21 protein-coding genes, 1 pseudogene and 1 riboswitch are annotated in these 25,045 nt (G+C 54.1%); of the genes and pseudogenes, 7 read left to right on the plus strand and 15 right to left on the minus strand.

Features of this window, described 5'->3' with window-relative positions; genetic code table 11:
* Positions 1 to 27 precede the first annotated feature (27 nt).
* A riboswitch (TPP riboswitch) is annotated at positions 28 to 129 on the minus strand.
* An 89-nt stretch (positions 130 to 218) separates the two neighbouring features.
* The 3 genes from GE278_15810 to GE278_15820 all read right to left on the minus strand — a co-directional run bounded on the left by GE278_15810 (position 219) and on the right by GE278_15820 (position 4,557).
* A complete protein-coding gene (locus tag GE278_15810) occupies positions 219 to 2,027 on the minus strand; it encodes a carbon starvation protein A (protein ID QLK62149.1) in 1,809 nt (602 codons plus the stop codon).
* Between the two features lie 129 nt (positions 2,028 to 2,156).
* On the minus strand, positions 2,157 to 2,876 hold the full coding sequence (gene yehT / locus GE278_15815; protein QLK62150.1) for a two-component system response regulator BtsR: 720 nt from the start codon (positions 2,874 to 2,876) through the stop codon (positions 2,157 to 2,159).
* Positions 2,854 to 4,557 carry a sensor histidine kinase gene (locus GE278_15820; protein ID QLK62151.1) on the minus strand — a complete coding sequence of 568 codons (1,704 nt, stop codon included), beginning with the start codon at positions 4,555 to 4,557 and terminating at the stop codon, positions 2,854 to 2,856. Before GE278_15820 ends, yehT begins: the two co-directional genes overlap by 23 nt.
* Before the next feature lie 77 nt (positions 4,558 to 4,634).
* Between GE278_15820 and GE278_15825 the strand changes: the two genes are divergently transcribed.
* Together GE278_15825 and GE278_15830 are read left to right on the plus strand one after the other, a co-directional pair.
* Positions 4,635 to 5,072, plus strand: coding sequence for a GNAT family N-acetyltransferase (locus GE278_15825; protein QLK62152.1), 438 nt, complete (start codon positions 4,635 to 4,637; stop codon positions 5,070 to 5,072).
* A 138-nt stretch (positions 5,073 to 5,210) separates the two neighbouring features.
* Positions 5,211 to 5,873: a DUF3313 family protein gene (locus GE278_15830; GenBank protein ID QLK62153.1), complete on the plus strand. Its 663-nt coding sequence runs from the start codon at positions 5,211 to 5,213 to the stop codon at positions 5,871 to 5,873.
* A 49-nt stretch (positions 5,874 to 5,922) separates the two neighbouring features.
* On the opposite strand, the gene GE278_15835 is transcribed toward GE278_15830, so the two are convergent.
* A complete protein-coding gene (locus GE278_15835) occupies positions 5,923 to 6,840 on the minus strand; it encodes a LysR family transcriptional regulator (GenBank protein QLK62154.1) in 918 nt (305 codons plus the stop codon).
* 123 nt (positions 6,841 to 6,963) lie between these two features.
* Between GE278_15835 and GE278_15840 the strand changes: the two genes are divergently transcribed.
* The gene (locus GE278_15840; GenBank protein ID QLK62155.1) at positions 6,964 to 7,545 is read left to right on the plus strand and encodes a nuclear transport factor 2 family protein; all 582 of its coding nucleotides are present in this window, start codon (positions 6,964 to 6,966) and stop codon (positions 7,543 to 7,545) included.
* A 72-nt stretch (positions 7,546 to 7,617) separates the two neighbouring features.
* Here GE278_15840 and guaA read toward each other — a convergent pair whose 3' ends face one another.
* Both guaA and guaB read right to left on the minus strand, forming a co-directional pair.
* Positions 7,618 to 9,195 (minus strand): glutamine-hydrolyzing GMP synthase, encoded by a 1,578-nt coding sequence (gene guaA, locus GE278_15845; protein ID QLK62156.1) that lies wholly within the window; start codon positions 9,193 to 9,195, stop codon positions 7,618 to 7,620.
* Positions 9,196 to 9,417: 222 nt separating this feature from the next.
* Entirely contained in the window at positions 9,418 to 10,884 is a 1,467-nt protein-coding gene (gene guaB / locus GE278_15850; protein QLK62157.1) for an IMP dehydrogenase, read from the minus strand.
* Positions 10,885 to 11,052: 168 nt separating this feature from the next.
* Between guaB and xseA the strand changes: the two genes are divergently transcribed.
* On the plus strand, positions 11,053 to 12,432 hold the full coding sequence (xseA, locus tag GE278_15855; GenBank protein QLK62158.1) for an exodeoxyribonuclease VII large subunit: 1,380 nt from the start codon (positions 11,053 to 11,055) through the stop codon (positions 12,430 to 12,432).
* Positions 12,433 to 12,453: 21 nt separating this feature from the next.
* Here xseA and GE278_15860 read toward each other — a convergent pair whose 3' ends face one another.
* The 3 genes and pseudogenes from GE278_15860 to GE278_15870 form a co-directional block, all read right to left on the minus strand.
* Positions 12,454 to 14,817 carry a DUF5110 domain-containing protein gene (locus GE278_15860; GenBank protein ID QLK62159.1) on the minus strand — a complete coding sequence of 788 codons (2,364 nt, stop codon included), beginning with the start codon at positions 14,815 to 14,817 and terminating at the stop codon, positions 12,454 to 12,456.
* Positions 14,814 to 16,127 (minus strand): MFS transporter, encoded by a 1,314-nt coding sequence (locus GE278_15865; protein ID QLK62160.1) that lies wholly within the window; start codon positions 16,125 to 16,127, stop codon positions 14,814 to 14,816. Before GE278_15865 ends, GE278_15860 begins: the two co-directional genes overlap by 4 nt.
* Positions 16,105 to 16,197 (minus strand): annotated as a pseudogene (locus GE278_15870) (hypothetical protein). Before GE278_15870 ends, GE278_15865 begins: the two are co-directional and overlap by 23 nt.
* Before the next feature lie 145 nt (positions 16,198 to 16,342).
* Here GE278_15870 and GE278_15875 point away from each other — a divergent pair.
* From GE278_15875 to GE278_15885, 3 genes are all read left to right on the plus strand, one after another.
* On the plus strand, positions 16,343 to 17,422 hold the full coding sequence (locus tag GE278_15875; GenBank protein ID QLK62161.1) for a LacI family DNA-binding transcriptional regulator: 1,080 nt from the start codon (positions 16,343 to 16,345) through the stop codon (positions 17,420 to 17,422).
* A 171-nt stretch (positions 17,423 to 17,593) separates the two neighbouring features.
* Positions 17,594 to 18,628 carry a peptidase M4 family protein gene (locus GE278_15880; protein ID QLK62162.1) on the plus strand — a complete coding sequence of 345 codons (1,035 nt, stop codon included), beginning with the start codon at positions 17,594 to 17,596 and terminating at the stop codon, positions 18,626 to 18,628.
* Positions 18,629 to 18,973 (plus strand): hypothetical protein, encoded by a 345-nt coding sequence (locus tag GE278_15885; protein ID QLK62163.1) that lies wholly within the window; start codon positions 18,629 to 18,631, stop codon positions 18,971 to 18,973.
* Here the strand turns inward: GE278_15885 and GE278_15890 are convergent.
* From GE278_15890 to hisS, 6 genes are all read right to left on the minus strand, one after another.
* Positions 18,958 to 19,188, minus strand: coding sequence for a primosomal protein N' (replication factor Y) - superfamily II helicase (locus GE278_15890; protein ID QLK62164.1), 231 nt, complete (start codon positions 19,186 to 19,188; stop codon positions 18,958 to 18,960). The genes GE278_15885 and GE278_15890 overlap by 16 nt on opposite strands.
* A gap of 12 nt (positions 19,189 to 19,200) precedes the next feature.
* Complete coding sequence (locus GE278_15895) at positions 19,201 to 20,157, minus strand: AEC family transporter (GenBank protein ID QLK62165.1); 957 nt, start codon at positions 20,155 to 20,157, stop codon at positions 19,201 to 19,203.
* Between the two features lie 67 nt (positions 20,158 to 20,224).
* On the minus strand, positions 20,225 to 21,709 hold the full coding sequence (der, locus tag GE278_15900; GenBank protein ID QLK62166.1) for a ribosome biogenesis GTPase Der: 1,485 nt from the start codon (positions 21,707 to 21,709) through the stop codon (positions 20,225 to 20,227).
* Between the two features lie 209 nt (positions 21,710 to 21,918).
* The gene (gene bamB, locus GE278_15905; GenBank protein QLK62167.1) at positions 21,919 to 23,100 is read right to left on the minus strand and encodes an outer membrane protein assembly factor BamB; all 1,182 of its coding nucleotides are present in this window, start codon (positions 23,098 to 23,100) and stop codon (positions 21,919 to 21,921) included.
* Between the two features lie 11 nt (positions 23,101 to 23,111).
* On the minus strand, positions 23,112 to 23,732 hold the full coding sequence (locus GE278_15910; GenBank protein ID QLK62168.1) for a tetratricopeptide repeat protein: 621 nt from the start codon (positions 23,730 to 23,732) through the stop codon (positions 23,112 to 23,114).
* Positions 23,733 to 23,745: 13 nt separating this feature from the next.
* Positions 23,746 to 25,020: a histidine--tRNA ligase gene (hisS, locus tag GE278_15915; protein ID QLK62169.1), complete on the minus strand. Its 1,275-nt coding sequence runs from the start codon at positions 25,018 to 25,020 to the stop codon at positions 23,746 to 23,748.
* Positions 25,021 to 25,045: the final 25 nt, after the last annotated feature.

Below are 25,045 nucleotides of genomic sequence, written 5' to 3' on the forward strand. Positions count from 1 at the left end.
CCAACCGGCTTTCAGGAAGGCGGCATCGGGAGAGATACCTGACTTCCCTACGCTGGCATAATCCAGATCAGGTAATACGGGTAAAATCTCAGCCTTTCTTTTGCAAGAGCGGCACCCCGAGTCAAGGGAGCATTATTGGTGCGGACGGCGGGAAGATCAATCAGCAATTGATACTAAAAAGCCCTGACCATTGACAGGACTTATCAGACATCGGTGATTTACATCGTCGCCGCCACGTCCTCGACCACGCCGCCTTCACTGCGCGCCTGCCACAGTGTTATCCATCGCAGGATTGATGCCACCATAATCACCGCACCGAGCGCGACCATAATGATGGAAATCGTACCGTTGAACATGTTGAAGCCTTTGGCCGCCGAATTGAAATAGACATGAGCCACCATCCAGTACGCTGCGTAGTTCACGGTGACATACAGGTACGCCAGCGGGATCAGACAGGTCAGCATGTAGCGGCGTTTATCCGCCAGACGCAGAATAATGGTCGCGCCGATCATCAGTCCGATTGAAGCCATCAGCTGGTTGGAGACGCCAAACAGCGCCCAGACCGAGTTGATATCACCGGAGTTCAGAAGATATCCCCACAGCAGGCAGGCGACAATACTGCATGCCACCGCGCCCGGCCACCAGTCTGTGCGTTTCAGCGGTGCCCACAGGTCGCCGAAGAAATCCTGCAACAGATAGCGCGCTACGCGGGTGCCGGAATCGACCGCCGTCAGGATGAATACCGCCTCGAACATCACCACGAACTGGAAGAAATAGGAGGATAAATGGCTGAACCACGGAATGCGGGTGAAGATATCCGCCATGCCCACCGCCAGCGTCACCGCACCACCGGTGCGCCCGCTGAGATCTAAGCCGATTTCCTGGCTAAGCGTCGGCAGATTCACCACCTGCATGCCCAGACCGGCAAACACTTCCGGCGCTGAGTTAATCGCAAAATAATCCGCCGGATGCAGCGCGGTGGCAGCAATCAGCGCCATTACGCCGACCACGCACTCCGCTAGCATCGCCCCAAAACCGACGGGCAAGATGTCACTCCATTTGTCTATCTGCTTCGGCGTTGTGCCGGAACCGATAAATGCGTGGAAACCGGATATTGCGCCACAGGCGATAGTGATCGAGATAAACGGCCAGACCGGACCGGCCAGCACCGGGCCGCCGCCGTGGATAAACTGCGTTATCGCCGGGAACTGAATTTCCGGGTTGATGAACACCACGCCGACGATCAGCGCACCGAACACGCCGATTTTCATGAAGCTGGAGAGATAACCGCGCGGCGTCAGTAACATCCACACCGGTAGAGCGGTCGCGAAGAACGCATAAATCGGTAAGACAAGGCTGACGGTAGAGGCGCGCAGACTGAGCCATTCGCCAAACGCCGAGGCCTGAATATACGGCCCGATCACCACGCAGGCCATAATCGCAATAATGCCTACCCACGAAGCGGCTTTCATGCTGCCGGTCAGACGTTCCCAAAGGCCGACGCAAATCGCCACCGGAATGGTCATGAAGACGGCAAACGTTCCCCACGGGTTACGCTCAAGGGCATGTACTACCACCATCGACAAACCGGCCATGGTAATAGTGATGATAAATAACATCGCCAGACCGGTACACCAGCCTGCTACCGGCCCGAGTTCACGCTTAGCGACTTCCGACAGGGACTTACCCCGGTGTTTCATTGAGGCAAATAACACCACGGTATCGTGTACCGCGCCGCCGACCACGCAACCGATCAGCAGCCATAACATGCCAGGCAGATAACCGTACTGCGCCGCCAGTACAGGGCCGACCAGTGGCCCCGCCGCCGCAATAGCCGCGAAGTGGCTGCCAAAGTTGACCCATTTTTTCGTCGGGACGTAGTCTTTCCCGTCTTCCAGTAAATGCGACGGCGTGACCTGAGCATCATCGGCTTTCAGCACTTTACGGACGAAAAACACGCCGTAAAGCCGGTAACAGATGGTCAGGATACACAGAGTCGCGATGACAAAAGTCAGTGCGTGTTGCATCTTATTGTTCTCCGGATAAGGAATAATCCGGTGCAACGTAGCAGAGCAGGATTTAACGCGCGCCTGCTGTTTAGGTCAGCGGCGGTATAGTGATTTAAGCGGCAAAAACGCAGGGGTGAACGGCATGGCTCAGAGCCCGAGTTGAGCTTTCAGGGATTTCAGATAACGACGGCTGACCGGTACGCGCACCTCGTTTTTCATCACCAGCTCCGCCAGTCCGTTGTCGTCAAAACGAATTTCCCGCAGATGGCTTATGTTGATCAAAAACTGCCGGTGGCAACGCAGCAGTTGCGTACGATTTTCCAGCGTGCGCAGCGTCAGTTCAGTAAAACACTCACTGCCGTCGGCGCGGTTTACGAAAACTCCGCTGACCCGCGAACTGACAAAAATCACCTCTTCGAAAGAAAGCAGATAAATGCGGTTCTGGCCGCAGCAGGGGATCAGCGCCAGATCCGGTTCGCCGGCCATCAGCGCAGTGATATTTTGTTCCGGCAGATGCTTGCGCAGGCGGCTAAGGGTTTTCTCCAGCCGCGATGCCTGTACCGGCTTGAGCAGATAATCAAACACGTTCTCTTCGAACGCCTGTAATGCATACTCGTCATACGCAGTGAGAAATACAATGTGTGGCATGCGCTGCGGATCAATCATCCCGACCAGCTCCAGCCCGCTGATACGCGGCATATGGATATCGAGAAACACCACGTCCGGTTGCAGCCGGTTGATTGCACCCAGCGCTTCCACCGCGTTTTCACATTCGCCGATTACGCTGACATCCGCTTCATCCTGTAACAAAAAACGCAGGTTTTCACGCGCCAGCGGCTCGTCATCAACAATCAATATTTTCAGCATGCTGACTCCTTAACGGTAACCGTAAAATGACGCGGGTAAACTGTTCCGGCTCGCATTCCACATGCAAACCAAATTCATCGCCATAACGTCCGCGCAGGCGGCGATCGACCAGACTCATTCCCAGACCATTTCCGCAAGCTGACGGCACATACAGCCCGGCATTATCCTCGACGGTCAGCACCAGACAATCCCCCTCTTCAATGGCAGAAAGCCGGATGTGCCCGGCGCCCAGCAATTGCGACGTCCCGTGCTTGATAGCATTTTCGACCAGCGGTTGCAGCGTAAAAGCCGGTAAAAACAGCTGTTGCAGCACGACCGGGAAATCAAATGTCACGCTGAGTCGGTCGCTGAACCGCGCGCGTTCGATATGCAGATAGGCTTCCACATGCTCGATTTCATCGGCCAGCGTCACCACTTCCTGTGGCCTTTTAAGATTTTTACGAAAGAAGGTAGAAAGATGCTGCACCAGCTCGCCCGCCTGCTGGCTGTCGCGACGAATCACCGCCACCAGGGTATTGAGCGCGTTAAACAGAAAGTGAGGGTTCACCTGTGCGTGCAACAGTTTGATTTCCGACTGGATCAGCAGTTGCTTGTGGCGCTCATACTGTCCGGCGAGGATCTGCGCCGACAGTAAACTGGCAATCCCTTCACCCAGCGTGCGGTTGATCGAACTGAACAGCCTATTGCGGGCTTCGTACAATTTGATCGTGCCGATCACCTCCTGATTCTCGCCGCGCAGCGGGATCACCAACGTCGACCCTAGCTTACAGGACGGACTTTGCGTGCAGCGATACGGCACTTCATTGCCGTCAGCGTAGACCACCTCGTTGTGTTCAATAGCGTGGTGTGAATGTTCAGACAAAATCGGCGAGCCCGGCAGATGGTGATCATCGCCGATCCCGACAAACGCCAGCAGCTTCTCGCGATCGGTGATCGCCACCGCGCCGATATCCAGCTCCTGATAAATAATCTGCGCTACCCGCGACGTATTTTCCTGATTAAACCCCTGCCGCAACACGCCCTCGGTACAGGCCGCAATATTCAGTGCGCGGGCGCTGAACGCCGTGGTGTAGCGTTCGAACATCGCCCGCCGGTCGAGCAGAATCCGCATGAACATCGCCGCGCCAATGGTATTGGTCACCATCATCGGCGTGGCAATACTTTTCACCAGCCGCAGTGCTTCGTCATAGGGACGGGCGACCATCAGAATGATCGCCATCTGCAGCACTTCGGCAAAAAGCGTAACACCTGCGACGGTCAGCGGATTAAATAACCGGTCGATACGCCCCCGCCGCATCAGCACGCGGTGTACGATACCGCCGAGCAGTCCTTCCATCACCGTCGAGATCATGCAACTCAGCGCCGTCATTCCGCCCAGAGAATACCGGTGCAATCCGCCGGTCAACCCGACCAGCACACCAACCACCGGCCCGCCCAGTAAACCGCCGAGTACCGCACCGATCGCGCGGGTATTGGCGATAGAGTCCTGAATATGCAGACCAAAATAGGTGCCCATGATGCAGAACATCGAGAACATGAAATAGCACAACAGTTTGTGCGGCAACCGAACGGTAACGTGCATCAGCGGAATAAACAGCGGGGTTTTACTGAGTAAGTACGCGATAACTAAATAAACGCACATTTGCTGCAACAGCAACAAAACCAAATTGAACTCATACATAGTCGCTGGCAGTATCATTAAGTGAGACGCGCACTATAGTCGACAATATCCACACAATCTTTGAGGGGGTTCACTCTTTGGTATCACCACTTCACATTCGCCCTTACGAAGAAGCCGATCGCCCTTTTTTACGCACGCTGTATCTGGCCGCACGTAAAGACACCTGGACGTGGCTGGAAGACGCTGACTACAAGCTGGAAGATTTTGACCGCGCCGTGATCGGCGAAACGATTCTGGTGGCCGAGCGCGATGGCCATGTGCTCGGCTTCGCCTCCATTTTCACTCAGGAGAATTTTCTGCATAACTTGTTTATCGATCCCCAATTTCAGGGGACGGGCGCTGGCAGCGCATTACTGTATGCAGCAGAAAAAATCTTCACCCGCACCGGTTCGCTGAAATGTTTAGTAAAGAGTAAAAAATCGGTGGGATTCTATTTATCAAAGGGCTGGACTGTAGTCGCCACGGGGGATAGCCCGAAAGGTGAGTATTATCTTTTTCATTCATCGAAGAAATGAGATGAAAGTGAATTATCAGGAGTTCATCTCACAAATATCAATATTCTGTTCTCCATCAATTTTTCTTTGTTGTTAAGAGGTTAAATTCCCCAGCGGTGCTATACATACGTTGTCTTCTTTAAACTTTTGAGGGTCCGAATGAAAAAAATAAAACTGCTGCAGGCTGCACTTGTGACCGGTGCCCTGCTCTTAGCTGGCTGTACCAGTCATGTCACTCAGAGCGAAAAATTTTCTGGTTTCCTTGGTGATTACTCCAATCTTAAAGAAACCAAAACTGCGTCAGGCACGCCTGTGTTGCGCTGGATTGATCCTTCTTTTAAAACATCAAACTATTCTTACCTGATGTTTGAGCCGATCAAATTCTTTCCGGAACCACAACCTACCCCTCAAATCAGTAAGGAAACACTGCAGGGTGTTCTGGACTACGCCAACAGTCGCCTGAAACCGGCCATGGGTGAGCGTCTGCAGCTGACCGACCATGCAGGCCCGCGCACGCTTATCTTCAAAGGTGCCATCACTGGTGTGAATACGTCAGCCGAAGGTCTGCAATTCTATGAGGTGATCCCAGTTGCACTGGTGATTGCAGGCACTGAAACAGCGACCGGCCATCGTACCCGTGATACCGAAGTGTATTTCGAAGGCGAACTGATCGACTCCAGCACGGGTAAACCCGTCTTCAAAGTGGTACGTAAAGGCTTCGGCAAACAAGTGTCCAACGACACCCAAAAAGTTACCGCAAATGATCTGAAAGTCGTGGTCGATAGTCTGGCAAACGACACAAAGTTATTCCAGGCCAACTGAACCTGACACCTAAGTGAGTATTTTGAGAGGCAGCCCGATGGCTGCCTTTTTATTTCTCTGGCGCTTCCTGAGAAATTAACCCGGTATCTTTTATCACTCGCGCCATCGCCAGAAAGGTACAGGCTGCGCCATTGGTTTCTCCGGCGCGGCTGACCAGCATCAGGTTGGCGGCCAGATCGGGTTCATCCAGTACGCGGTAAACCAGTCCCGGTATGCGCATCTGCTCTAAAGGCTCAGGCACTAACGCAATACCCAGTCCGGCCGCCGCCAGTGCCAGAACACTCAGGGTACTGGATGTACGATGAGCGATATTCGGCGGATGCCCCAACATTTCGATCAGCCTGTGAAGCAAATATTCATCCGCATCATGTGCATCGTAGAAAATCAGTGGTTCTGTCGCAAGCATCGCCACTTTGAGGCGCGGGATTTTGGCCAGAGGATGATCATCAGCCATCGCCACCCGTCTCTCCCAGTTACCGATTCGTTCAGACACCAGCGCCCGATCGTGTAATTTAGCGTGATCGGGGGCATAACCAATATCTAACTGCCCTGCCAGAATCGCGTCTGCCTGTAGCTGCGGGGGAAGTTCCCGTACGATCAATTCCACCTCGGGATACGCTTTGTGAAAGGCGCGCAGATCACGCATCAGCTTACCGCTAAACACCGCGTTACCGGCAAACCCTACCCGTATGCTTCCCAGCTCGCCACGTATAGCGCGCTGGACCGTTAATTTGGCATGTTCAACCTGAGCGAGCGTATTGCGCGCCTGGGCGAGCAATAAGTGGCCCGCATCAGTCAGCTCTACCCGACGGCTGGTGCGCACAAACAGCGGCCCTCCGAGCTCCTCTTCCAGCGCCCGAATCTGCATACTCAGAGCCGGTTGCACAATGTGCAGTCTCTCGGCGGCCCGGCCAAAATGCTTCTCTTCGGCAACCGCCAAAAAATACCTCAGATGACGTAATTCCATCGCAATCTCATTAATCATTTAAAATGATAGATTATTCATATTAACACATTGGAATTTATCAACGTTAAAGAGGATGCTCTGCTCCATCGGCACACGAGGTGCCTTCTGCTTAAGGACTTTGCCATGCAACATTATCTTGAAGATCGTCTGCAAATAACCGACCTGATGACCGGCTGGATCCATCGTGATCTGGGTCAGTGGGATGCGCTTCGTGAGCTTTTTCATCCTGATGGCACCATTGAAATCACCTGGTTTGAAGGATTGGCCAGTGAATTTATTGATGGTTCAATGAAAATGGGCGCGTCAGACGCCCGGACGAAACACCTGATCGGCACACCTGTGGTGACGTTCAATCAGGCGGCGACGAAAGCGATTGTCGAGACCAATGCCATGATCATCGGCGAGAACGTCAAGCTCAACGTGGGGTGTGTCGGGCATAACCGTTTTTATGATTTGGTAGAAAAGCGTGACGGTCTCTGGAAACTGCTGCGCCGCCAAAGCATCTACGATATGGCGAGCTTCACTTTCCCGATGGGGCCGGTCGATATTGATCGCGCTGTCGCGGCGAAATATCCACGTGAATATGCGGCGCTGGCCTACATGCTGGAAAAAAGTGGTTTCCCGGTCAAACGCGTTTTTGCCACTCGCGGTAGCGAGTTAGAAAAAGAAATAAAAGCCACCGGCGCTGCCTGGCTAATGCAGTGATAAAAAAACGCCAGTGGATCTTTCGATCGCACTGGCGTTTTTACAGAGCACAGATTTAGATCTCTCTGTAACTTATTCCCACTCAATCGTCGCCGGTGGCTTGCCGCTGATGTCATACACCACGCGGGAAATACCGTCGACTTCGTTGATGATGCGGTTGGAGCAGCGGCCGAGGAAATCGTACGGCAGGTGCGCCCAGTGCGCGGTCATGAAGTCGATGGTTTCTACTGCACGCAGAGAAACCACCCAGTCATATTTGCGGCCATCGCCCATCACGCCGACGGAGCGAACTGGCAGGAAGACGGTGAACGCCTGGCTGACTTTGTTGTAAAGGTCGGCTTTGTGCAGTTCTTCGATGAAGATAGCATCCGCACGACGCAGCAGGTCGCAGTATTCTTTCTTCACTTCGCCCAGCACACGCACGCCCAGACCTGGCCCTGGGAATGGGTGACGGTACAGCATGTCGTATGGCAGGCCGAGTTCCAGACCAATTTTACGCACTTCGTCTTTGAACAACTCTTTCAGTGGCTCGACCAGACCGAGTTTCATTTCTTTAGGCAGACCGCCCACGTTGTGGTGGGATTTGATCACGTGCGCTTTGCCAGTGGCAGAGGCAGCGGATTCGATCACGTCAGGATAGATGGTGCCCTGCGCCAGCCATTTGACCGCATCCTGCTTGCAGGCTTCTTCATCGAAGACTTCAACAAACACGCGGCCAATGATTTTACGTTTCGCTTCCGGCTCATCAACACCCGCCAGCGCGGACAGAAAACGCTCTTCCGCTGCCACGTGGACGATGTTCAGACCGAAACGGTCACCGAACATTTCCAGCACCTGACCGGCTTCATTCAGACGCAGTAAACCGTTATCGACAAAGACACAGGTCAGACGGTTGCCGATAGCGCGGTGTAGCAGCATCGCAGTCACGGAGGAGTCAACACCACCGGACAGGCCGAGGATCACATGATCGTCGCCAATCTGTACGCGCAGGCGCTCAATGGCGTCTTCGATGATTTTAGCCGGGGTCCACAACGCTTCGCACTGGCAGATGTCCATTACGAAACGTTCAAGAATGCGCAGGCCCTGACGGGTATGCGTCACTTCCGGGTGGAACTGTACGCCGTAGAAGCGTTTTTCTTCATTCGCCATAATGGCAAATGGACAGGTATCGGTGCTGGCAACGGTGACAAAGTCAGACGGAATAGCCGTTACTTTATCGCCGTGGCTCATCCAGACGTCGAGCAGTGGCTTGCTGTTTTCGCTCAGTGCGTCCTGAATGTCGCGGATCAGCGCGCTTTCAGTCTGAACTTCAACCTGTGCATAACCAAATTCGCGTTCGTTAGAACCTTCAACATGGCCGCCTAACTGCATTGCCATGGTTTGCATGCCGTAGCACACGCCCAGAACCGGCACACCGGCCGTGAAGACGTAGTCTGGCGCACGCGGGCTGTCATGCTCGGTGGTACTTTCCGGGCCACCGGACAGGATGATCCCGTTCGGGTTGAATTCGCGGATTTGGGCTTCGGTTACGTCCCAGGCCCAGAGTTCGCAATAGACACCGAGTTCGCGCACGCGGCGTGCAACAAGTTGAGTGTACTGGGAGCCGAAATCGAGGATAAGGATACGGTGCTTGTGAATATTTTCGCTCATGAGGGGCGTTTTCCAGAAAGCAATAAAAGCGTTAAAACGGAATATTAATCAGCCCGGAAATATCGGGCTGGGGATAAATGTGTAGTGACTCGATCCAGGCGCTCGCGAGCTAAGGTGAGGCAAGGCGGAAGCTGGCGAAAAAGCGCAGTTTACATGACGTAAATGAGCATTTTGAGCCAGCTTCCAACGCCGGCTCGCCGACGCGCAGCAGCGACTATGGGATTAAGAACCCATGCGGTAGTTCGGTGACTCTTTGGTAATGGTCACGTCATGTACGTGGCTTTCCTGAATCCCGGCACCGCTGATACGAACAAACTCAGCCTTGGTGCGGAGGTCGTCAATGGTAGCACAACCGGTCAGACCCATACAGGAGCGCAGACCGCCCATTTGCTGGTGAACAATCTCTTTCAAACGGCCTTTGTAGGCAACGCGACCTTCGATACCTTCCGGCACCAGTTTGTCAGCGGCGTTATCTGTCTGGAAGTAACGGTCTGAAGAGCCTTTGGACATCGCGCCCAGCGAGCCCATACCACGGTAGGATTTGAACGAGCGGCCCTGATACAGTTCGATTTCGCCCGGAGATTCTTCAGTCCCAGCCAGCATCCCGCCGACCATCACGCAGCTTGCGCCAGCAGCGATAGCTTTAGCGATGTCGCCTGAGAAGCGAATACCGCCGTCGGCAATGACCGGAATACCGGTGCCTTCCAGCGCTTCAACCGCGTCAGAAACGGCAGTGATCTGTGGAACGCCCACGCCGGTCACAATACGCGTGGTACAGATTGAGCCTGGACCGATACCGACTTTCACCGCGCTCACGCCAGCTTTCGCCAGTGCCAGAGCACCTGCGCCCGTCGCGACGTTACCGCCGATGATTTGCAGATCAGGGTATTTTGCACGGGTAGCGCGGATACGTTCCAGAACGCCTTCGGAGTGGCCATGAGAGGAGTCGATCAGCAGGACGTCTACGCCCGCCGCAACCAGTGCGTCGATACGTTCTTCGTTGCCAGCACCTGCGCCAACTGCAGCACCAACGCGCAGGCTGCCCTGCTCATCCTTACATGCGTTAGGTTTACGTTCGGCTTTCTGGAAGTCTTTGACGGTGATCATACCGAGGAGATGGAACTGCGCGTCAACTACCAGCGCTTTCTCTACGCGTTTTTCGTGCATTTTCTGCAGCACGACTTCGCGGGCTTCGCCTTCTTTCACGGTAACCAGACGTTCTTTCGGCGTCATGACTGCAGTGACAGGCTGTTCCAGATCGGTCACGAAGCGCACGTCACGACCGGTAATAATACCGACCAGTTCGTTCTCTTCGGTCACGACCGGATAACCGGCAAAACCGTTAATTTCAGTGAGTTCTTTAACCTGACGCAGAGTGGTTTGTGGCGTAACCGTTTTAGGGTCAGCAACAACGCCGCTTTCATGCTTCTTCACGCGACGGACTTCTTCCGCCTGACGCTCAATAGACATGTTCTTGTGGATGAATCCGAGGCCGCCTTCCTGCGCCAGAGCAATCGCCAGATTCGCTTCAGTCACGGTATCCATGGCTGCGGACAGCATAGGAATATTCAGACGGATTTTAGCGGTCAGTTGAGTACCGAGATCGGCAGTATTGGGCAGAACTGTGGAGTGGGCTGGAACAAGGAGAACGTCGTCGAACGTTAGTGCTTCTTTTGCGATACGTAGCATGGGCAATATCTCACCAAGGTGGATGCGGAAAAGATAAAATATTGCAGCGGGAGTATACAGGTGAGTAGGCATTCCGACCAGAACTATTTCAAAAACTTCTTGATTACCTTTTGCGGGCATGTAGTATCGTTCGATTAAGTCTCTGTTTTTGAATTTGATCTGGATCACATGTCGCTACCTTCTTCGCCTCCTATTTTTACCGTAAGCCGCCTGAATCAGACGGTCCGACAGTTGCTGGAAAACGAAATGGGTCAGGTCTGGCTCTCCGGTGAGATCTCAAATTTCTCTCAGCCTTCTTCCGGCCACTGGTATTTCACGCTCAAAGATGACCGCGCGCAGGTCAAATGCGCCATGTTTCGCAATACCAATCGCCGCACTACATTCCGCCCGCAAAACGGCCAGCAGGTTTTAGTTCGCGCAACCATTACGCTATATGAACCACGCGGCGATTATCAGCTGATTGCCGAAAGTATGCAGGAAGCCGGCGATGGTCTGTTGCAGCAAAAATTCGATTTGCTCAAACAGCAACTGGCGGCTGAAGGTCTGTTCGATACCCAGTTCAAGCAAGCGCTGCCCTCACCTGCGAAATGCGTCGGGGTGATCACCTCCGCCAGCGGTGCGGCGTTGCACGATGTTTTAAACGTATTAAAGCGTCGCGATCCATCACTCCCGGTGATTATCTATCCCACCTCAGTTCAGGGGGTGGATGCGCCAATGCAAATCGTCCGGGCGATTCAGCTGGCGAATAGCCGTGATGAGGTCGATGTGCTGATCGTCGGGCGCGGCGGCGGTTCGCTGGAAGATTTATGGAGCTTTAACGACGAACGCGTGGCGCGGGCGATTTTCGCCAGCCGCATTCCGATAGTCAGCGCCGTCGGCCATGAAACCGACGTCACCATTGCCGATTTTGTTGCGGATTTGCGCGCACCGACGCCTTCTGCTGCCGCAGAACTTATCAGCCGCAATCAGCTGGAACTGCTGCGTCAGATTCAGTCACAGCAGCAGCGTCTGGAAATGGCGATGGACTATTACCTCGCTCAACTCGCGCAGCGCTTTAGCCGTCTTAACCACCGTCTGCAACAGCAGCATCCCCATTTGCGGCTGGCGCGCCAGCAGACGGCGCTGTTCAAACTGCGCCGCCGTCTGGATGAAGCGATGCAAAATCAGCTGCGCCAGATGCTGCGCCGCACCGACCGCCTGCAACAGCGCCTGACACAACAGCAGCCACAGCCGCGCATTCACCGCGCACAACAACGGGTTCAGCAGTTGCAGTACCGTCTGCAACAGGCGATGTCTGAGCAGTTGGGTGAACACCGTGAACGTTTCGGCAAAGCCTGCGCGCAGCTCGAAGGCGTCAGCCCGCTGGCGACGCTGGCACGCGGTTACAGCGTGACGACTACGTCACAGGGCGCATTGCTGAAGAAAACCAGCCAGACCGCGCCGGGCGATACGCTGAAAACACGGCTGGCCGATGGCTGGATTGAAAGCGAAGTGAAATCGATCGTGGTAGAAAAGAAGGCGCGTAAACGGGCTGTGAAAGGGGCCTGAATCAGGCCCCTAAATTTATACTCAGAGAGAGTAACTTTTTGTCCGTTCCCCGTTCACCCACACTTCACGCAATTCACCTTCTGGCAGCACGATGTCCAGGGTTCTCCACGCGGGTCTGAATTCACCGCGCTGAGTGATGGTGATATCGACGCGTTGCGCGCTGCTGACAATCTCCCAGTTGAGCCACAACGCCTGATTTTGCTGCCAGCGGTGGCTTTCGCCGTCATCCTCGAACATCATGCCCTTCGATTTCACCTCACCCGGTGCCGGATAAACGTGCAGCTCGCGGGTCATGTCCTTGTTGCTGTCCACGGATGCCAGACGGGCAGACTGCGGTAATGCAGCACCGGCGCGAACCAGCAGCGGCAGGCGATCGAGCGGCGCATCGCGGATGATCGTCTGGCCGCCTGCGTACCATTCTCCGGTGTAGAAATCACACCAGCCGATGCCGTTGTTCGGAAGATAGACTGCGCGCTCGCGCTGCCCTTCCTCAACGACGCTGGCGACCAGTAAATCCCGGCCCATCAGGAAATCGTCGGTTTCGGCGAAGGTTTTTTTATCCTGCTCGTGATCGAGGAAGGTTGGTCTGAGCATCGGTTCATCATCTGCGTGCGCCTGCCACAGCAAAGTGTAGAAATAGGGCAGCAGACGGTAGCGCAGACGGATGGCATCGCGGATGAGCGGCGTAACATGAGGGTACATCCACGGCTCGTTGACGGTGTGATCGTCATTCCAGGAGTGAATGGTAAACCGCGGATGCATCACGCCGTTTTGCACCCAGCGCACAAACAGTTCGGCATCGGGTTTATCACCGGAGAACCCGCCAACGTCGTGCCCGACGTTGTACAGCCCGGATAGGCTCATGCCGATGCCCATACGCGTGTTGTAGCGCAGGGTCTGCCAGCTGGTGCGATTATCGCCGCTCCACGTTTGTACGTAGCGCTGCATGCCCGCACAGCCGGAGCGTGAAATCAGATACGGACGGGTCTCCGGCGCGAAGCTTTGCTGCGCTTCAAACGACGCCCGCATCATCAGCAACGGCATCACCGGACGAATATGTTTGATGGCGATGGATTTACCGAATCCGTGGCAGCGCGCGTCGCTGTCCCAGACTTCGTATTCGTTGTTGTCATTCCAGGTCGAGCCGATACCTTTTTCCAGCAACTGCTGCGTGACACCTTTCTGCCACCAGCGCACCGCACCCGGATGCGTGAAATCGAGGTGCGAGCCTTCGTCATCCCAGAATACCGAGCGCTCCGGCACATTGTTTTCGCTGTCGCGGATAAACAGCCCCTGCTCCGCCACCTGCTGGTACTGCGGGTGATCCTGCAAGAGACAGGGTTTGATGTTAGCCGCCAGACGGATCCCTGCGTCGAGAAATGCCTGCGACATCACTTCCGGCTGTGGCACTTTGTCGTAGTTCCAGTTGAAGACGTAGCGTTTGTTACCAATCGACGTATAACCCGACGACAGCTGGAACGAATCGCATGGGATCTCGTGTTGCTGGCACAGCGTGATGAACTTCATCAGCTGCTGCTGGGCGTCAGGCGCATCGGTGTAATACATCGTCGAGCCGCTGTAACCCAGGCTCCATTTCGGGCCGAACATCGTTTTACCGGTCAGTTTGACCAGTTTTTTGGTGACCTCCAGCGAGGTCGGGCCGATAAAGAGGTAGTAATCGAGATCGCCCGCTTCGGCGCTGAAACGACGATAAGGCAGATGGTAATTATCCAGCTCCTTGCCGAGATCCAGCCAGACATTGCTGAGATTGTCGTAGAACAGACCAAAACTGACGTCATTACGACGGGTCATCGTAAACGGAATATGTTTGTACAACGGATCGGTGCTGGCGGCGTTATATCCCATTGCATCCAGATTGCGCATTTCGAACCGACGGCCGCTGCGGTTGAGATCTCCGGCTTTTTCGCCCAGACCGTAAACGCCGTCCTGCGCCTCACGCCGCTGATAGTGCGCCGAGGCGTCGCCTTTTACCGAGAGCATATAGGCACCGGTTTTACGATCGCTGACTAGCGGCAACCAGTCACCCGTCGCGTTTTTATATTCCCACTCCAGCCACAGTGGCTGGTGGACGGTCACGCGCAACGCTTCGGTCGTCACGGTCAGGGTGTTTTCACCGTGGGACAGCTGATATCCCGGCAGCGAGAAACCTTCGTTACTCAGACGGTCGCGCCCTTCCCAGGGCACATCATTTTGCGGCGCGATACTCCAGGTGCGATCCAGTGCCAGCTTGCCGTTGCGCTGAATAAACACACGGATTAAGCCGTGCTCCAGCACCCGCAGACAAAACAGATGCTTACCTTCAACACGCAGTTCCACCCCTGCGTCGTTTTGTCCGGCCAGCTCCCAGTATTTCAACGTCTTCATACATGCTCCCTTTTTGCCGGATTGCGGCGTTCAGCGATCAAAGCAATCAGGAAGACCGCTCCGATCAAATCAAAAAATCCCATCGCGATAAACAGCGGATTAAAACCAATAGTGTCGGCAACGGCGCCGATCAGCAGAGAAAAAAGAAAACTGGCGATCCACGCGGAAGAGCCGCGCATTCCATTTACCGTCGCTACCTGATTTTTGTCGAAAGTCTCAACCACCACGGCGCTCAACATGCAGGAAATCACCTGATGACCAAAACCACCGATGGAAATAAGCGCAATCGCCGCGTACGGGCTTTGCGTGAGCGCCACCAGCGCCAGCGACAGCATCATGAATGCGCCGGTGACGGAGCTGGCGACAATGGAGTTAATACGGGTGCAGCCAAAGACTTTACGATAAAGCGTGGTGAGATAACCGCTGGCGATACTGCCGAGATCGGCAGCCAGGAACGGCAGCCAGGCGAACATCACGATGTGTTTTAAATCCATGCCACGTTCGTTGGCGAGATACAGCGGAACCCAGAAGCTGAACACCGCCCACGCAGGTTCAGCCAGAAAAGCCGGAATGGCGATACCGTAGAATTTTTTATTTTTGCAGACGATTTTCAGCGACTGAATGAACGGCAGACGCGTTTGCTGCGGTTCATTATCCTGACGGATCAGCGCCAGTTCATCTTTGCTCAGGTTTGGATGGGTTTCCGGCGAATGGTAGAACTTCCACCACAGCAAAACCCACAGCATGGAGAGCACGCCGCAGAACAGGAACGCCCCGCGCCAGCCGAAGGAAAGATGTGCCACCAGAATGATCGGCGGTGCCAGCATTGCGCCAATCGAGAAACCCACGCCCGCCCAGCCTGCGGCGACCGGACGCTCCTTACGCGGGAACCAGTCGGAAATCGCTTTGGCGTTGGCCGGTGTCGCCGCCGCTTCGGCGCTGCCCATAAAGAAGCGCAAAATCGCCAGCTGGATCCAGCTTCCGGCACCGGCGTGCAGCATACACACCACCGCCCATACCGAAGCACAGATCAGGAAACCGAGCTTCAGGCCGATCACGTCGATCAGCCAGCCGCACAGCGGCTGAAAAATGGTGTATGCCGCCTGAAATGCCGCGACGATATAAGAATATTGTTCTGTGGTCATGTTCAGGCTGGTTTTAAGTTCCGCAGCCAGTAATCCCAACGAGTTGCGGGTGATGTAGTTGACCGTCACGCCGAGCAAAAACAGCGCCAGCATCCACCAGCGTAACGCTTTTATTTTCCTGCGCCCTGTAACCGCAGTCTTCTCAGTGCTGATTTGAATTGTCATGCCTGTTCTCCCATCCGTCGGCCAGTGCCGCAGATGATGTGTTATGTAAGGTACTTCGGCAGAGTAGGCAGACGGTTCTGTGAGCGAAACGTGATTTTTTGCAAAAGCTTTCACGCTATAACTGCAAGGCAGTATCACTGCGGGCAAATGCTTATTCGCCGCTCATCTTCTGAGGTGAAAAATTTTGCACAGGCGATTTTGAAGGAGATCACAGTTTGAAAGGAAAGTTAAATATCCAGCAAATTGCTGACCAGACGGGGCTGTCGATCAGCACCGTTTCGCGGGTTCTGGCGGGGAAAAATAATACCAGCATCAGGGCCCGCGCGCGGGTGATGGAATGTGCCAAATCGCAGGGTATTTTTACCGGGCTTTCCACCGGACGCCTGATGCTCAATAACATCATGATTTTCGCCCCGGCCCGCGCCTTCGATGTTCGCAGCGATATTTTCTATTACAAAGTGGTTCAGGGGATTCTGGCGGCGACCGCCCATCATGAAGTACGTGTACGCTATTGCGCGATGGAAGAAGAGAACGCCGACGCCGCGCTCTTTATCGCCAAAATGACCGACCCGCTGACCGAAGCCGCGCTGCTGGTTGGTATCGACGACCCACATATCCATCAGCTCGCAGCCGAAATGGGCAAACCCTGCGTGCTGGTGAACTGCCATGACCGGTTTATGCGCCACGACAGTGTCAGCCCCGATCATCAGACCATGGGCGATTTCGCCTGCGATTATCTGTTCGCACAGGGGCATCAACATATCGTGACGCTGCAATGTCTGCGTCGTCATACCATGGAGCTGCGTCTGAGCGGCATCAGACAGGCGTTCGCCCGTCATCATCAGACCTTCAGCGACAGCGTTAACCTGCTAAATACTTCGGGCTTCGGCGCGCAGGAAAGCGAACAGGCAATGATCCACTATCTTGATGCCTTGCCGGCGGGTGAACCGCTGCCAACGGCGATTTTGGCGGGCGGCGATTTTATGGCGTCCGGTGTCGTGGCGGCGCTCAGCAAGAAAGGCTTCTCGGTGCCGGGCGATATCAGCGTGCTCAGTACCGACGGTTTTAATCTGGCGGAAATCCACGACGTTCAGCTGACCGCCGTCCACGTACCGCGTGATGAATTGGGAACCGAAGCCATCGCGCTGTTACAAAGACGTATGCTGCGCCCTGACGCGCCCTGCACTAATCAGCTTTTACAGGGGAAACTGGTGGTGCGGGATTCGGTGCGAAAAGCCTCCGGCCGCGCAATCACGCCTCGCGTGCATCAACTGTATGATCAACAAATCTTATGATCCGTGATTTGTATGAAAAACAGCAGGACAGATAAATCTCATCTTCGGCAGGCAGAACGCGGCGCGGTTCTATACTGATTTATGACGACTATTCATTAGCCACTTTTCAGTATCAAACATTCAGAACACTTTTCTTTCACCTGCGGGTGATCCTTGATAAGGAGATTCACGATGAATCACAGTTCAGCCAGGCGTTACAACAGCGTCATTCCGCCCTATATGCTCAACCGCATTATCGAACACGGCTCAGAACCTCAGCGGGAATGCGCCCGTCAAACGCTGGTGCATGTGAATACCCTGATGGCGCAGGCCTACGCCAAACCGCAAAAAACAGCCACAGCCAAAGCAGGACAGGCAGAACGTGATATTTATGACGCGAAAAATACCACGAAGCTGCCGGGGGAATCGGTGCGTAAAGAGGGACAGAAAAGTAACGGGGATGTTTCCGTGGATGAGGCCTATGATTATCTTGGCGTCACCTATGATTTTTTCTGGCAGGCGTACCAGCGTAATTCTCTCGACGGAAAAGGTCTGGCGCTGCTCGGCACCGTTCATTACGACAAAGGTTATCAAAATGCCTTCTGGAACGGCCAGCAGATGGTGTTTGGTGATGGTGACGGCGAGATCTTCAACCGGTTCACGATTGCCATTGACGTAGTCGGCCATGAGCTTTCACACGGCGTCACAGAAAGCGAAACCGGGCTGGAATATAATGGCCAATCCGGCGCACTGAACGAATCGCTGTCTGACGTGTTTGGTTCGCTGGTCAAACAGTTTCACCTGAAACAAACTGCCGATAAAGCGGACTGGATCATCGGTGAGGGCTTGCTGGCCAAAGGCATTCACGGCACGGGCCTGCGATCAATGTCGCACCCCGGCACAGCGTATGACGATCCGCTTCTTGGCAAGGATCCGCAGCCTGCCGACATGAGCAGCTACGTAAATACGCGCGATGACAACGGCGGTGTTCACATCAATTCCGGGATCCCGAACCGGGCCTTTTATCTGGCCGCGACCAAACTGGGCGGCAACGCCTGGGAACGCGCGGGCTATGCCTGGTACGATACCGTGTGTGATAAATCGTTGCCTAAAAACGCAGACTTTGTGACGTTCGCCCAACTGACGGTTTCGCATGCCGAAAAACGGTTTGATGCCGCCGTCGCGCAGGCCGTCCGTGAAGCCTGGGAGCAGGTCGGAGTGATGTAAATGAAACCTTTAGATTCGCTGGAAAGTAGTGCGGTTATCGAGATTTACCGTGAAGGGGGTATCGCGTTTATCCCTAAACTCAGCGGGCCACGGAGGGTGGAGCTTTCGGGCATGAGTGATGATAAGCGGCAGCAGCTTTGCCAACTTATCAACCAGGCGTTGCCCTATGCGCAGGAAAAAGAAAACGCTGGTCATGGAGACCAGCGCTATTTCCGCATCGAGATTTACTTCGCGTCAGCTGAGCATTCGGCCAGTCTGGTGGTGATCATTCCGGAAAGTGAAGCGCCGGAAGAACTGGTGAATTTATGGAAACAGGCCCAGCCTGACGATCACTCTTCTGAGTAAGGCGAGTACGTAAATATCACCCGCTTTTTAGAAATCATCCCATGCCCGTGTTGGCAGATAAAATCGACCGCACCGCAGGCTTTCAGTTGCTGCAATGGTTGCTGACAATCCGGGCATAATACTGTTTGCTGATACTCAGTATTACATGTGTCACAGCGAAAGTGACCGCTTACCCAGCTCATCGGCTCGTCGCAAACCGGACAATGTGCATCCATATTGCTTCTCCTCTAAATAACGCCCAGCGTCCGTAATAAATACAGGCCGAGCGCGGTGGTGAAAAATGATCCCAGCGTGGTGACAGCAATAATGTTCGCCGCCAGCGTCGCGTTGCCTCCCATCGCGCGGGTCATGACGTAACTGCCCGCCGCCGTCGGTGTGCAGGAAAACAGAAAGATAACGCCGAGTGCCGCACCGCGAAAACCAAAGGCCCAGGCACCGAGGGTCATCAGCGCAGGGACGAACGCCACGCGCGAAGCCGATGACCACGCCGCGACGTGAGAACTGCGAAACATTGCCCGCCAGTCAAGACTGGCACCGGCACATAGCATCGCCAGCGGCAGCGCCATACCTGAGATAAACGCGCCGGTGCTGGCAATTGTATCCGGCATCGGCAAATGGCTGTACTGGAAGGCCAGCCCGAGCACCAAACCGATGATTAGCGGATTGGTTACCACGCCATATAAAATCGGCTTTATACCGATACGTTTCCCCTGCCCGCCTTTCAGACTGCGGGTCAGCGTGATCACCGACAGGACGTTAAACAGAATCACCGTCACTGCCAGATACATCGAACCGAGCGCAATCCCTTCACTGCCAAATGCCAGCGAGGCGTAAGCCAGACCCGCAATACCGGTATTCGCGCGAAATCCTCCCTGAACAAAAATGCCACGCTCACGCGGATCTTTCACCAGCTTCAGCGCCACCAGTTCCAGCAGCAGGAAGGAAACGACCGTCGCGACGCCACCATAAATAGCCAGCGGCAGATTGGAGCCTGAAGAGTCATGCCCCTGCGCCACGCTGAAAAAGAGCAGGCAAGGTAATGCAATATTGAAAACTAACCGGCTGGCTTTCTCGTTAAAACTATCGTCCATCAGGCCAGTGCGGCGCAGTACCATGCCCAACAACAAAATCAATAAATTAGGCACAGTGACGCCAAATGCAAAACTCCAGGTCTGCCAAAACATCCAGCAAGCTCCTCGCACAAAAGTGAGACAAAAAAATGGGGTACATTTTCATGCACCCCATTAATTTTTAGGATTTGTTTTTCAGGTGCTGCAGGAGGCGTCTGCGCTTACGCTGCTGGTGTGGCGACAGCGTGTTTTTCTTACCTTCATACGGGTTCTCGCCCTCTTTGAACTGGATGCGGATCGGTGTCCCCATCACCTTCAGTGAACGACGGAAGTAGTTCATAAGATAGCGTTTGTAGGAATCAGCCAGATCTTTCACCTGATTACCGTGGATCACGACGATAGGCGGGTTATAACCGCCGGCGTGGGCATATTTCAGCTTCACACGGCGACCATTTACCAGCGGTGGCTGGTGATCGTCAGCGGCCATCTGCATGATACGGGTCAGCATGGAAGTGCTGACGCGCGTGGTTGCGCAGGTGTAGGCTTCAATCACGGATTCGAACAGGTTACCCACGCCGCTGCCGTGCAGGGCAGAGATGAAGTGGATACGCGCGAAGTCGACAAAGCCGAGGCGCAGATCGAGCTGATCTTTCACCTGAGCACGCGCTTCTTCCGTCATGCCATCCCACTTGTTCACCACAATCAGCAGTGAGCGCCCACTATTGAGGATGAAGCCCAACAGTGAAAGGTCCTGATCGGAAATACCGTCGCGGGCATCAATGACCAGCATTACGACGTTCGCGTCTTCAATCGCCTTCAGGGTTTTGATGACGGAGAATTTCTCAACGGTTTCAGTGACTTTACCGCGCTTACGCACACCGGCGGTGTCGATTAAAACGTATTCACGTTCGTCGCGCACCATCGGGATATAAATACTGTCGCGGGTGGTGCCCGGCATGTCGTAAACCACGACGCGCTCTTCGCCCAGAATGCGGTTAGTCAGTGTGGACTTACCTACGTTCGGACGCCCGACGATAGCCAGTTTGATTGGCAAAGATTGCGGATCGAAATCGTCTTCTTCATCTTCAGGGATTTCATCACCAGTGGCTTCCTGCTCTGCCCAGTAAGCGGCGTTCGCCTCTTCTTCGGTCAGTTCAACTTCTTCAGGTTTAGCACCAACGAAAGGCACCAGTACGTGCTCAATCAGCTGCGCCACACCACGGCCATGCGAGGCTGCGATCGGGTAGACTTCGCCTAAACCGAGTGAGTAGAAATCACCAACGGCACTGTCGGGGTCAATACCGTCCGTTTTGTTCGCCACCAGGAAAGTCGCTTTTTCGCGGCTGCGAAGGTGCTGGGCAATGCCCTGATCGGCAGGCATCAGGCCCGCGCGCGCATCGACCATGAACAGGACGATATCCGCTTCCTCGATAGCCAGAAGTGACTGGCCAGCCATACGGGTTTCAACACCGTCTTCGGTACCGTCGATACCACCGGTATCCACGATGATGAATTCATTACCCTCAATCTCAGCACGACCATACTTGCGGTCACGCGTTAGCCCCGGGAAATCCGCAACCAGCGCGTCACGCGTTTTGGTCAGACGGTTAAATAAAGTGGATTTACCCACATTCGGGCGCCCAACAAGCGCAACGACAGGTATCATTTTGAAGCCTCAGAGTTTTTATTTATAGCTAAACGCAAATAGTCTGTTGTCTTCACAATTAGGACAAACAGCTATAATTCAATTTGTTACAGCGCAACTCAAATTTCAAATTGCACGGTTTTCAGAATACGAAACGGCCCCTGAGCAATTCAGGAGCCGTTTTTAAGCCCGTGATCAAACGATCTCAGGGCCAGACGCCGGGCGCGATATTAGCGGGTAAAGGAGTAAACTTCGCCACCTTTCGCCTGTACCACCAGCTTGTCGCTTGCCACAATCGGCGCGCTCAGGAAGCCATCGCTATCGACTTTCTGCTGAGCGACAAAACGACCGTCTGTAGTGTTGATCCAGTGCAGATAACCTTCGGAATCACCGACCACGATATACCCATTATACAGTACTGGCGCGGTAAGATTGCGATGCAACAGATCACTTTGACGCCACAGGCTCACGCCGCCCTGGGTATCCAGCGCCATCACACGGTCATCCTGATCGACCATATAAATACGGCCTGAATCAACAATGATGTCATTCACAGAACCGACATCGCGTTTCCACATCACCTGACCAGAACGCAGATCCATCGCCACCAGATTGCCGTTGTAAGCCAGCGCATACACAACGCCATCAACGATAACCGGTGTGGTATCTACATCACTCAGACGGTCGATTTCAGTCGTCCCGGTGGTTTGTGAAATTCGTTGCTGCCAGATCAGCTGACCTTCTTTCATCAGCACAGCGCTGACGCGGCCATTATCACCGCCGACAATGGCTGCACCGAAGGCAACCGCTGGCGCAGATTCACCGCGCAGAGACAGCGTTGGCATATCGAGGTTAGCGGTCCACTGGACAGTACCGTCAGACTCGCTTAAACCCTGCAGCATCCCGTTGCCGGTATGCACCAGCACTAATCCATCGCTGACCACAGGACGGGACAGTGCTTCGCCCGCCACTTTGGTCTGCCACGCCACAGTACCGTCTTCAGTGTTCAGTGCGTAAACCACTGCTTTCTCACTGCCGACATACACATGGCCACCGGAAACAGTCAGGCCGCCAGACAGTTGTGCTGAACGATTACTGGAGAAGAAACCGGTTTTTTCAGACAGGTTAACACTCCATTTTTCTTTACCGCTGTCAGCATCCAGTGCTTTGACGATGCCGAAACGGTCGGCTGCGTAAATGGTACTGTCCTGCCAGGCCGGACGCAGGTGGGAGTAAAAATCGCCTACGCCATCGCCTACAGATTTGCTCCAGACTTTCGTCGGAGTAAATTGATTTTCAACTTTTGGCAACGGAGACATTTTGACGACATCTTCTTCGCTGTTAAACAATGAACAGCCACTCAGCAGGGCAACAGAAACCCATCCTACCAAGAGTGTTTTACGCAATTGCATCGGGGTTCCCCTTAGCTGGCTAAGTTGTTCAATTTCATACGCAGCATTGTTTGCAGCGTTTGAGAGGGTTTAGATTCCAGACCTTTGCTGAAGGCATCACGAGCTCCCTTCGCATCGCCTTTTGCGAGCAGAACATCACCACGGATGCCTTGCTGCATTGCAGTCCAGCCTTCACCCTTCACGCCGTCTAACGTTTTGAGTGCATCATCAAATTTGCCTTGCTGCATCTGGACACGCGCGAGACGTAAATTCACCAGCGAACGTAAATTGTCTTCTTTAGCCTGACCTTGTGCCTGCGTTAACTGCTTTTCAGCATTGGCGAAATCTTTCGTTTCGACAAAGTGATCGGCCAGTTGCAGAGCGGCAAATACACCGTAATTGTTGTCATTGCTCTGACCAAACTTCTCGAGCTCGGCCACGCCTTGCGCATTATTGCTGGTCATTGCCTGATTTGCTTTCTGGAAAGACGCAGAAGCTTCCGTCAGGGCAGAGTCCTGATGGCTCTGCCAGAAACGCCAGCCGCCCAGGGCTACAATACCCAGAACAACGCCAATGGCCAGCGCTTTACCATTTTCGGCAAAGAAGCGACGCACAGCATCAACCTGTTCATTCTCAGTGGTATAGACTTCCACAGTGTCCTTCTCCTTAACCCAACATCGAAGCCAGACGCTCAGCGACTTCACTGTGCGTCAGCGTTTCTTGCGTTCCAGTTTGCAGGTCTTTGACCACAACCTGCTGATTAGCCACTTCATCTTCGCCTAATACCAGGGCAACGCGCGCCCCCCATTTATCAGCACGGGCGAATTGCTTCTTGAAGTTGCCACCACCGTAATTCGTCATCACTTTCAGTTCCGGCATGGCATCACGCAATGTTTCAGCCAGTTTCATGGCTGCACCTTGTGTACCCGCACCAGAAGAAATGACATAAGCATCCACCGTCGCAGGCGCTTTAAAGTCCGGATTTACAGCCTGAACCAGTAATACCAGACGCTCCAGCCCCATCGCGAAACCAACTGCAGGTGTTGCACGTCCGCCTAATTGTTCAACCAGCCCGTCGTAACGGCCACCGGCACACACGGTGCCTTGTGAACCCAGGCTGCTGGTGACCCATTCAAACACGGTGCGGTTGTAATAATCCAGACCGCGCACAAGTCGCTGATTAATCGTATATGGGATACCAGACTGCTCTAAAAGTTCACACAGACCTGCAAAGTGTTCTCTTGATTCATCATCAAGATAGTCACCGAGCTCTGGTGCGTCGTTCAATAACGTCTGAATTTCAGGATTTTTGGAATCCAGAACACGCAGCGGATTGCTGTACATCCGGCGTTTGCAGTCTTCATCCAGCTTGTCTTTATGCTGCTCAAGGAAGGCTACCAGTGCATCGCGATAGTTCGCGCGGGCTTCCAGTGAACCGATAGAATTCAGTTCCAGCGTTACGTGCTCGGAAATGCCCAGCGCACGCCACCAGCGAGCGCTCAGCAGGATCAGCTCCGCATCAATATCGGGGCCTTGCAGACCGAAGACTTCGACACCCAGCTGATTAAACTGACGATAGCGTCCTTTTTGCGGGCGCTCGTAGCGGAACATCGGACCGATGTACCACAGACGTTGTTCCTGATTGTACAGCAGACCATGTTCGATACCGGCGCGCACACAGCCAGCTGTACCTTCAGGGCGCAGCGTCAGGCTTTCACCGTTGCGATCCTCAAAGGTGTACATTTCTTTTTCGACGACATCGGTCACTTCACCGATCGCGCGTTTAAACAATGGGGTCTGCTCTACAATCGGCATACGGATTTCACTGTAGCCGTAACCGCCGAGTACCTGTTTCAAAGTACCTTCGATACGTTGCCACAGCGCCGTGTCTTCCGGCAGGTAGTCGTTCATGCCGCGAATGGCCTGGATATTCTTTGCCACGTCAGTTCTCTATCGTTTTATAAAA

Source organism: Enterobacteriaceae bacterium Kacie_13 (assembly GCA_013457415.1).
Lineage (GTDB): Bacteria > Pseudomonadota > Gammaproteobacteria > Enterobacterales > Enterobacteriaceae > Rahnella.

Bases quoted from the DNA above. Each gene is read 5' to 3' on its own strand.
- GE278_15895 (QLK62165.1), bottom strand. From the start codon at position 20,157: ATGTTTTGGCAGACCTGGAGTTTTGCATTTGGCGTCACTGTGCCTAAT.
- yehT (QLK62150.1), bottom strand. From the start codon at position 2,876: ATGCTGAAAATATTGATTGTTGATGACGAGCCGCTGGCGCGTGAAAAC.
- GE278_15860 (QLK62159.1), bottom strand. From the start codon at position 14,817: ATGAAGACGTTGAAATACTGGGAGCTGGCCGGACAAAACGACGCAGGG.
- GE278_15820 (QLK62151.1), bottom strand. From the start codon at position 4,557: ATGTATGAGTTCAATTTGGTTTTGTTGCTGTTGCAGCAAATGTGCGTT.
- GE278_15810 (QLK62149.1), bottom strand. From the start codon at position 2,027: ATGCAACACGCACTGACTTTTGTCATCGCGACTCTGTGTATCCTGACC.
- GE278_15885 (QLK62163.1), top strand. From the start codon at position 18,629: ATGAAACCTTTAGATTCGCTGGAAAGTAGTGCGGTTATCGAGATTTAC.
- GE278_15830 (QLK62153.1), top strand. From the start codon at position 5,211: ATGAAAAAAATAAAACTGCTGCAGGCTGCACTTGTGACCGGTGCCCTG.
- guaA (QLK62156.1), bottom strand. From the start codon at position 9,195: ATGAGCGAAAATATTCACAAGCACCGTATCCTTATCCTCGATTTCGGC.
- der (QLK62166.1), bottom strand. From the start codon at position 21,709: ATGATACCTGTCGTTGCGCTTGTTGGGCGCCCGAATGTGGGTAAATCC.
- guaB (QLK62157.1), bottom strand. From the start codon at position 10,884: ATGCTACGTATCGCAAAAGAAGCACTAACGTTCGACGACGTTCTCCTT.
- GE278_15835 (QLK62154.1), bottom strand. From the start codon at position 6,840: ATGGAATTACGTCATCTGAGGTATTTTTTGGCGGTTGCCGAAGAGAAG.
- GE278_15840 (QLK62155.1), top strand. From the start codon at position 6,964: ATGCAACATTATCTTGAAGATCGTCTGCAAATAACCGACCTGATGACC.
- GE278_15890 (QLK62164.1), bottom strand. From the start codon at position 19,188: ATGGATGCACATTGTCCGGTTTGCGACGAGCCGATGAGCTGGGTAAGC.
- GE278_15865 (QLK62160.1), bottom strand. From the start codon at position 16,127: ATGACAATTCAAATCAGCACTGAGAAGACTGCGGTTACAGGGCGCAGG.
- bamB (QLK62167.1), bottom strand. From the start codon at position 23,100: ATGCAATTGCGTAAAACACTCTTGGTAGGATGGGTTTCTGTTGCCCTG.
- GE278_15880 (QLK62162.1), top strand. From the start codon at position 17,594: ATGAATCACAGTTCAGCCAGGCGTTACAACAGCGTCATTCCGCCCTAT.
- xseA (QLK62158.1), top strand. From the start codon at position 11,053: ATGTCGCTACCTTCTTCGCCTCCTATTTTTACCGTAAGCCGCCTGAAT.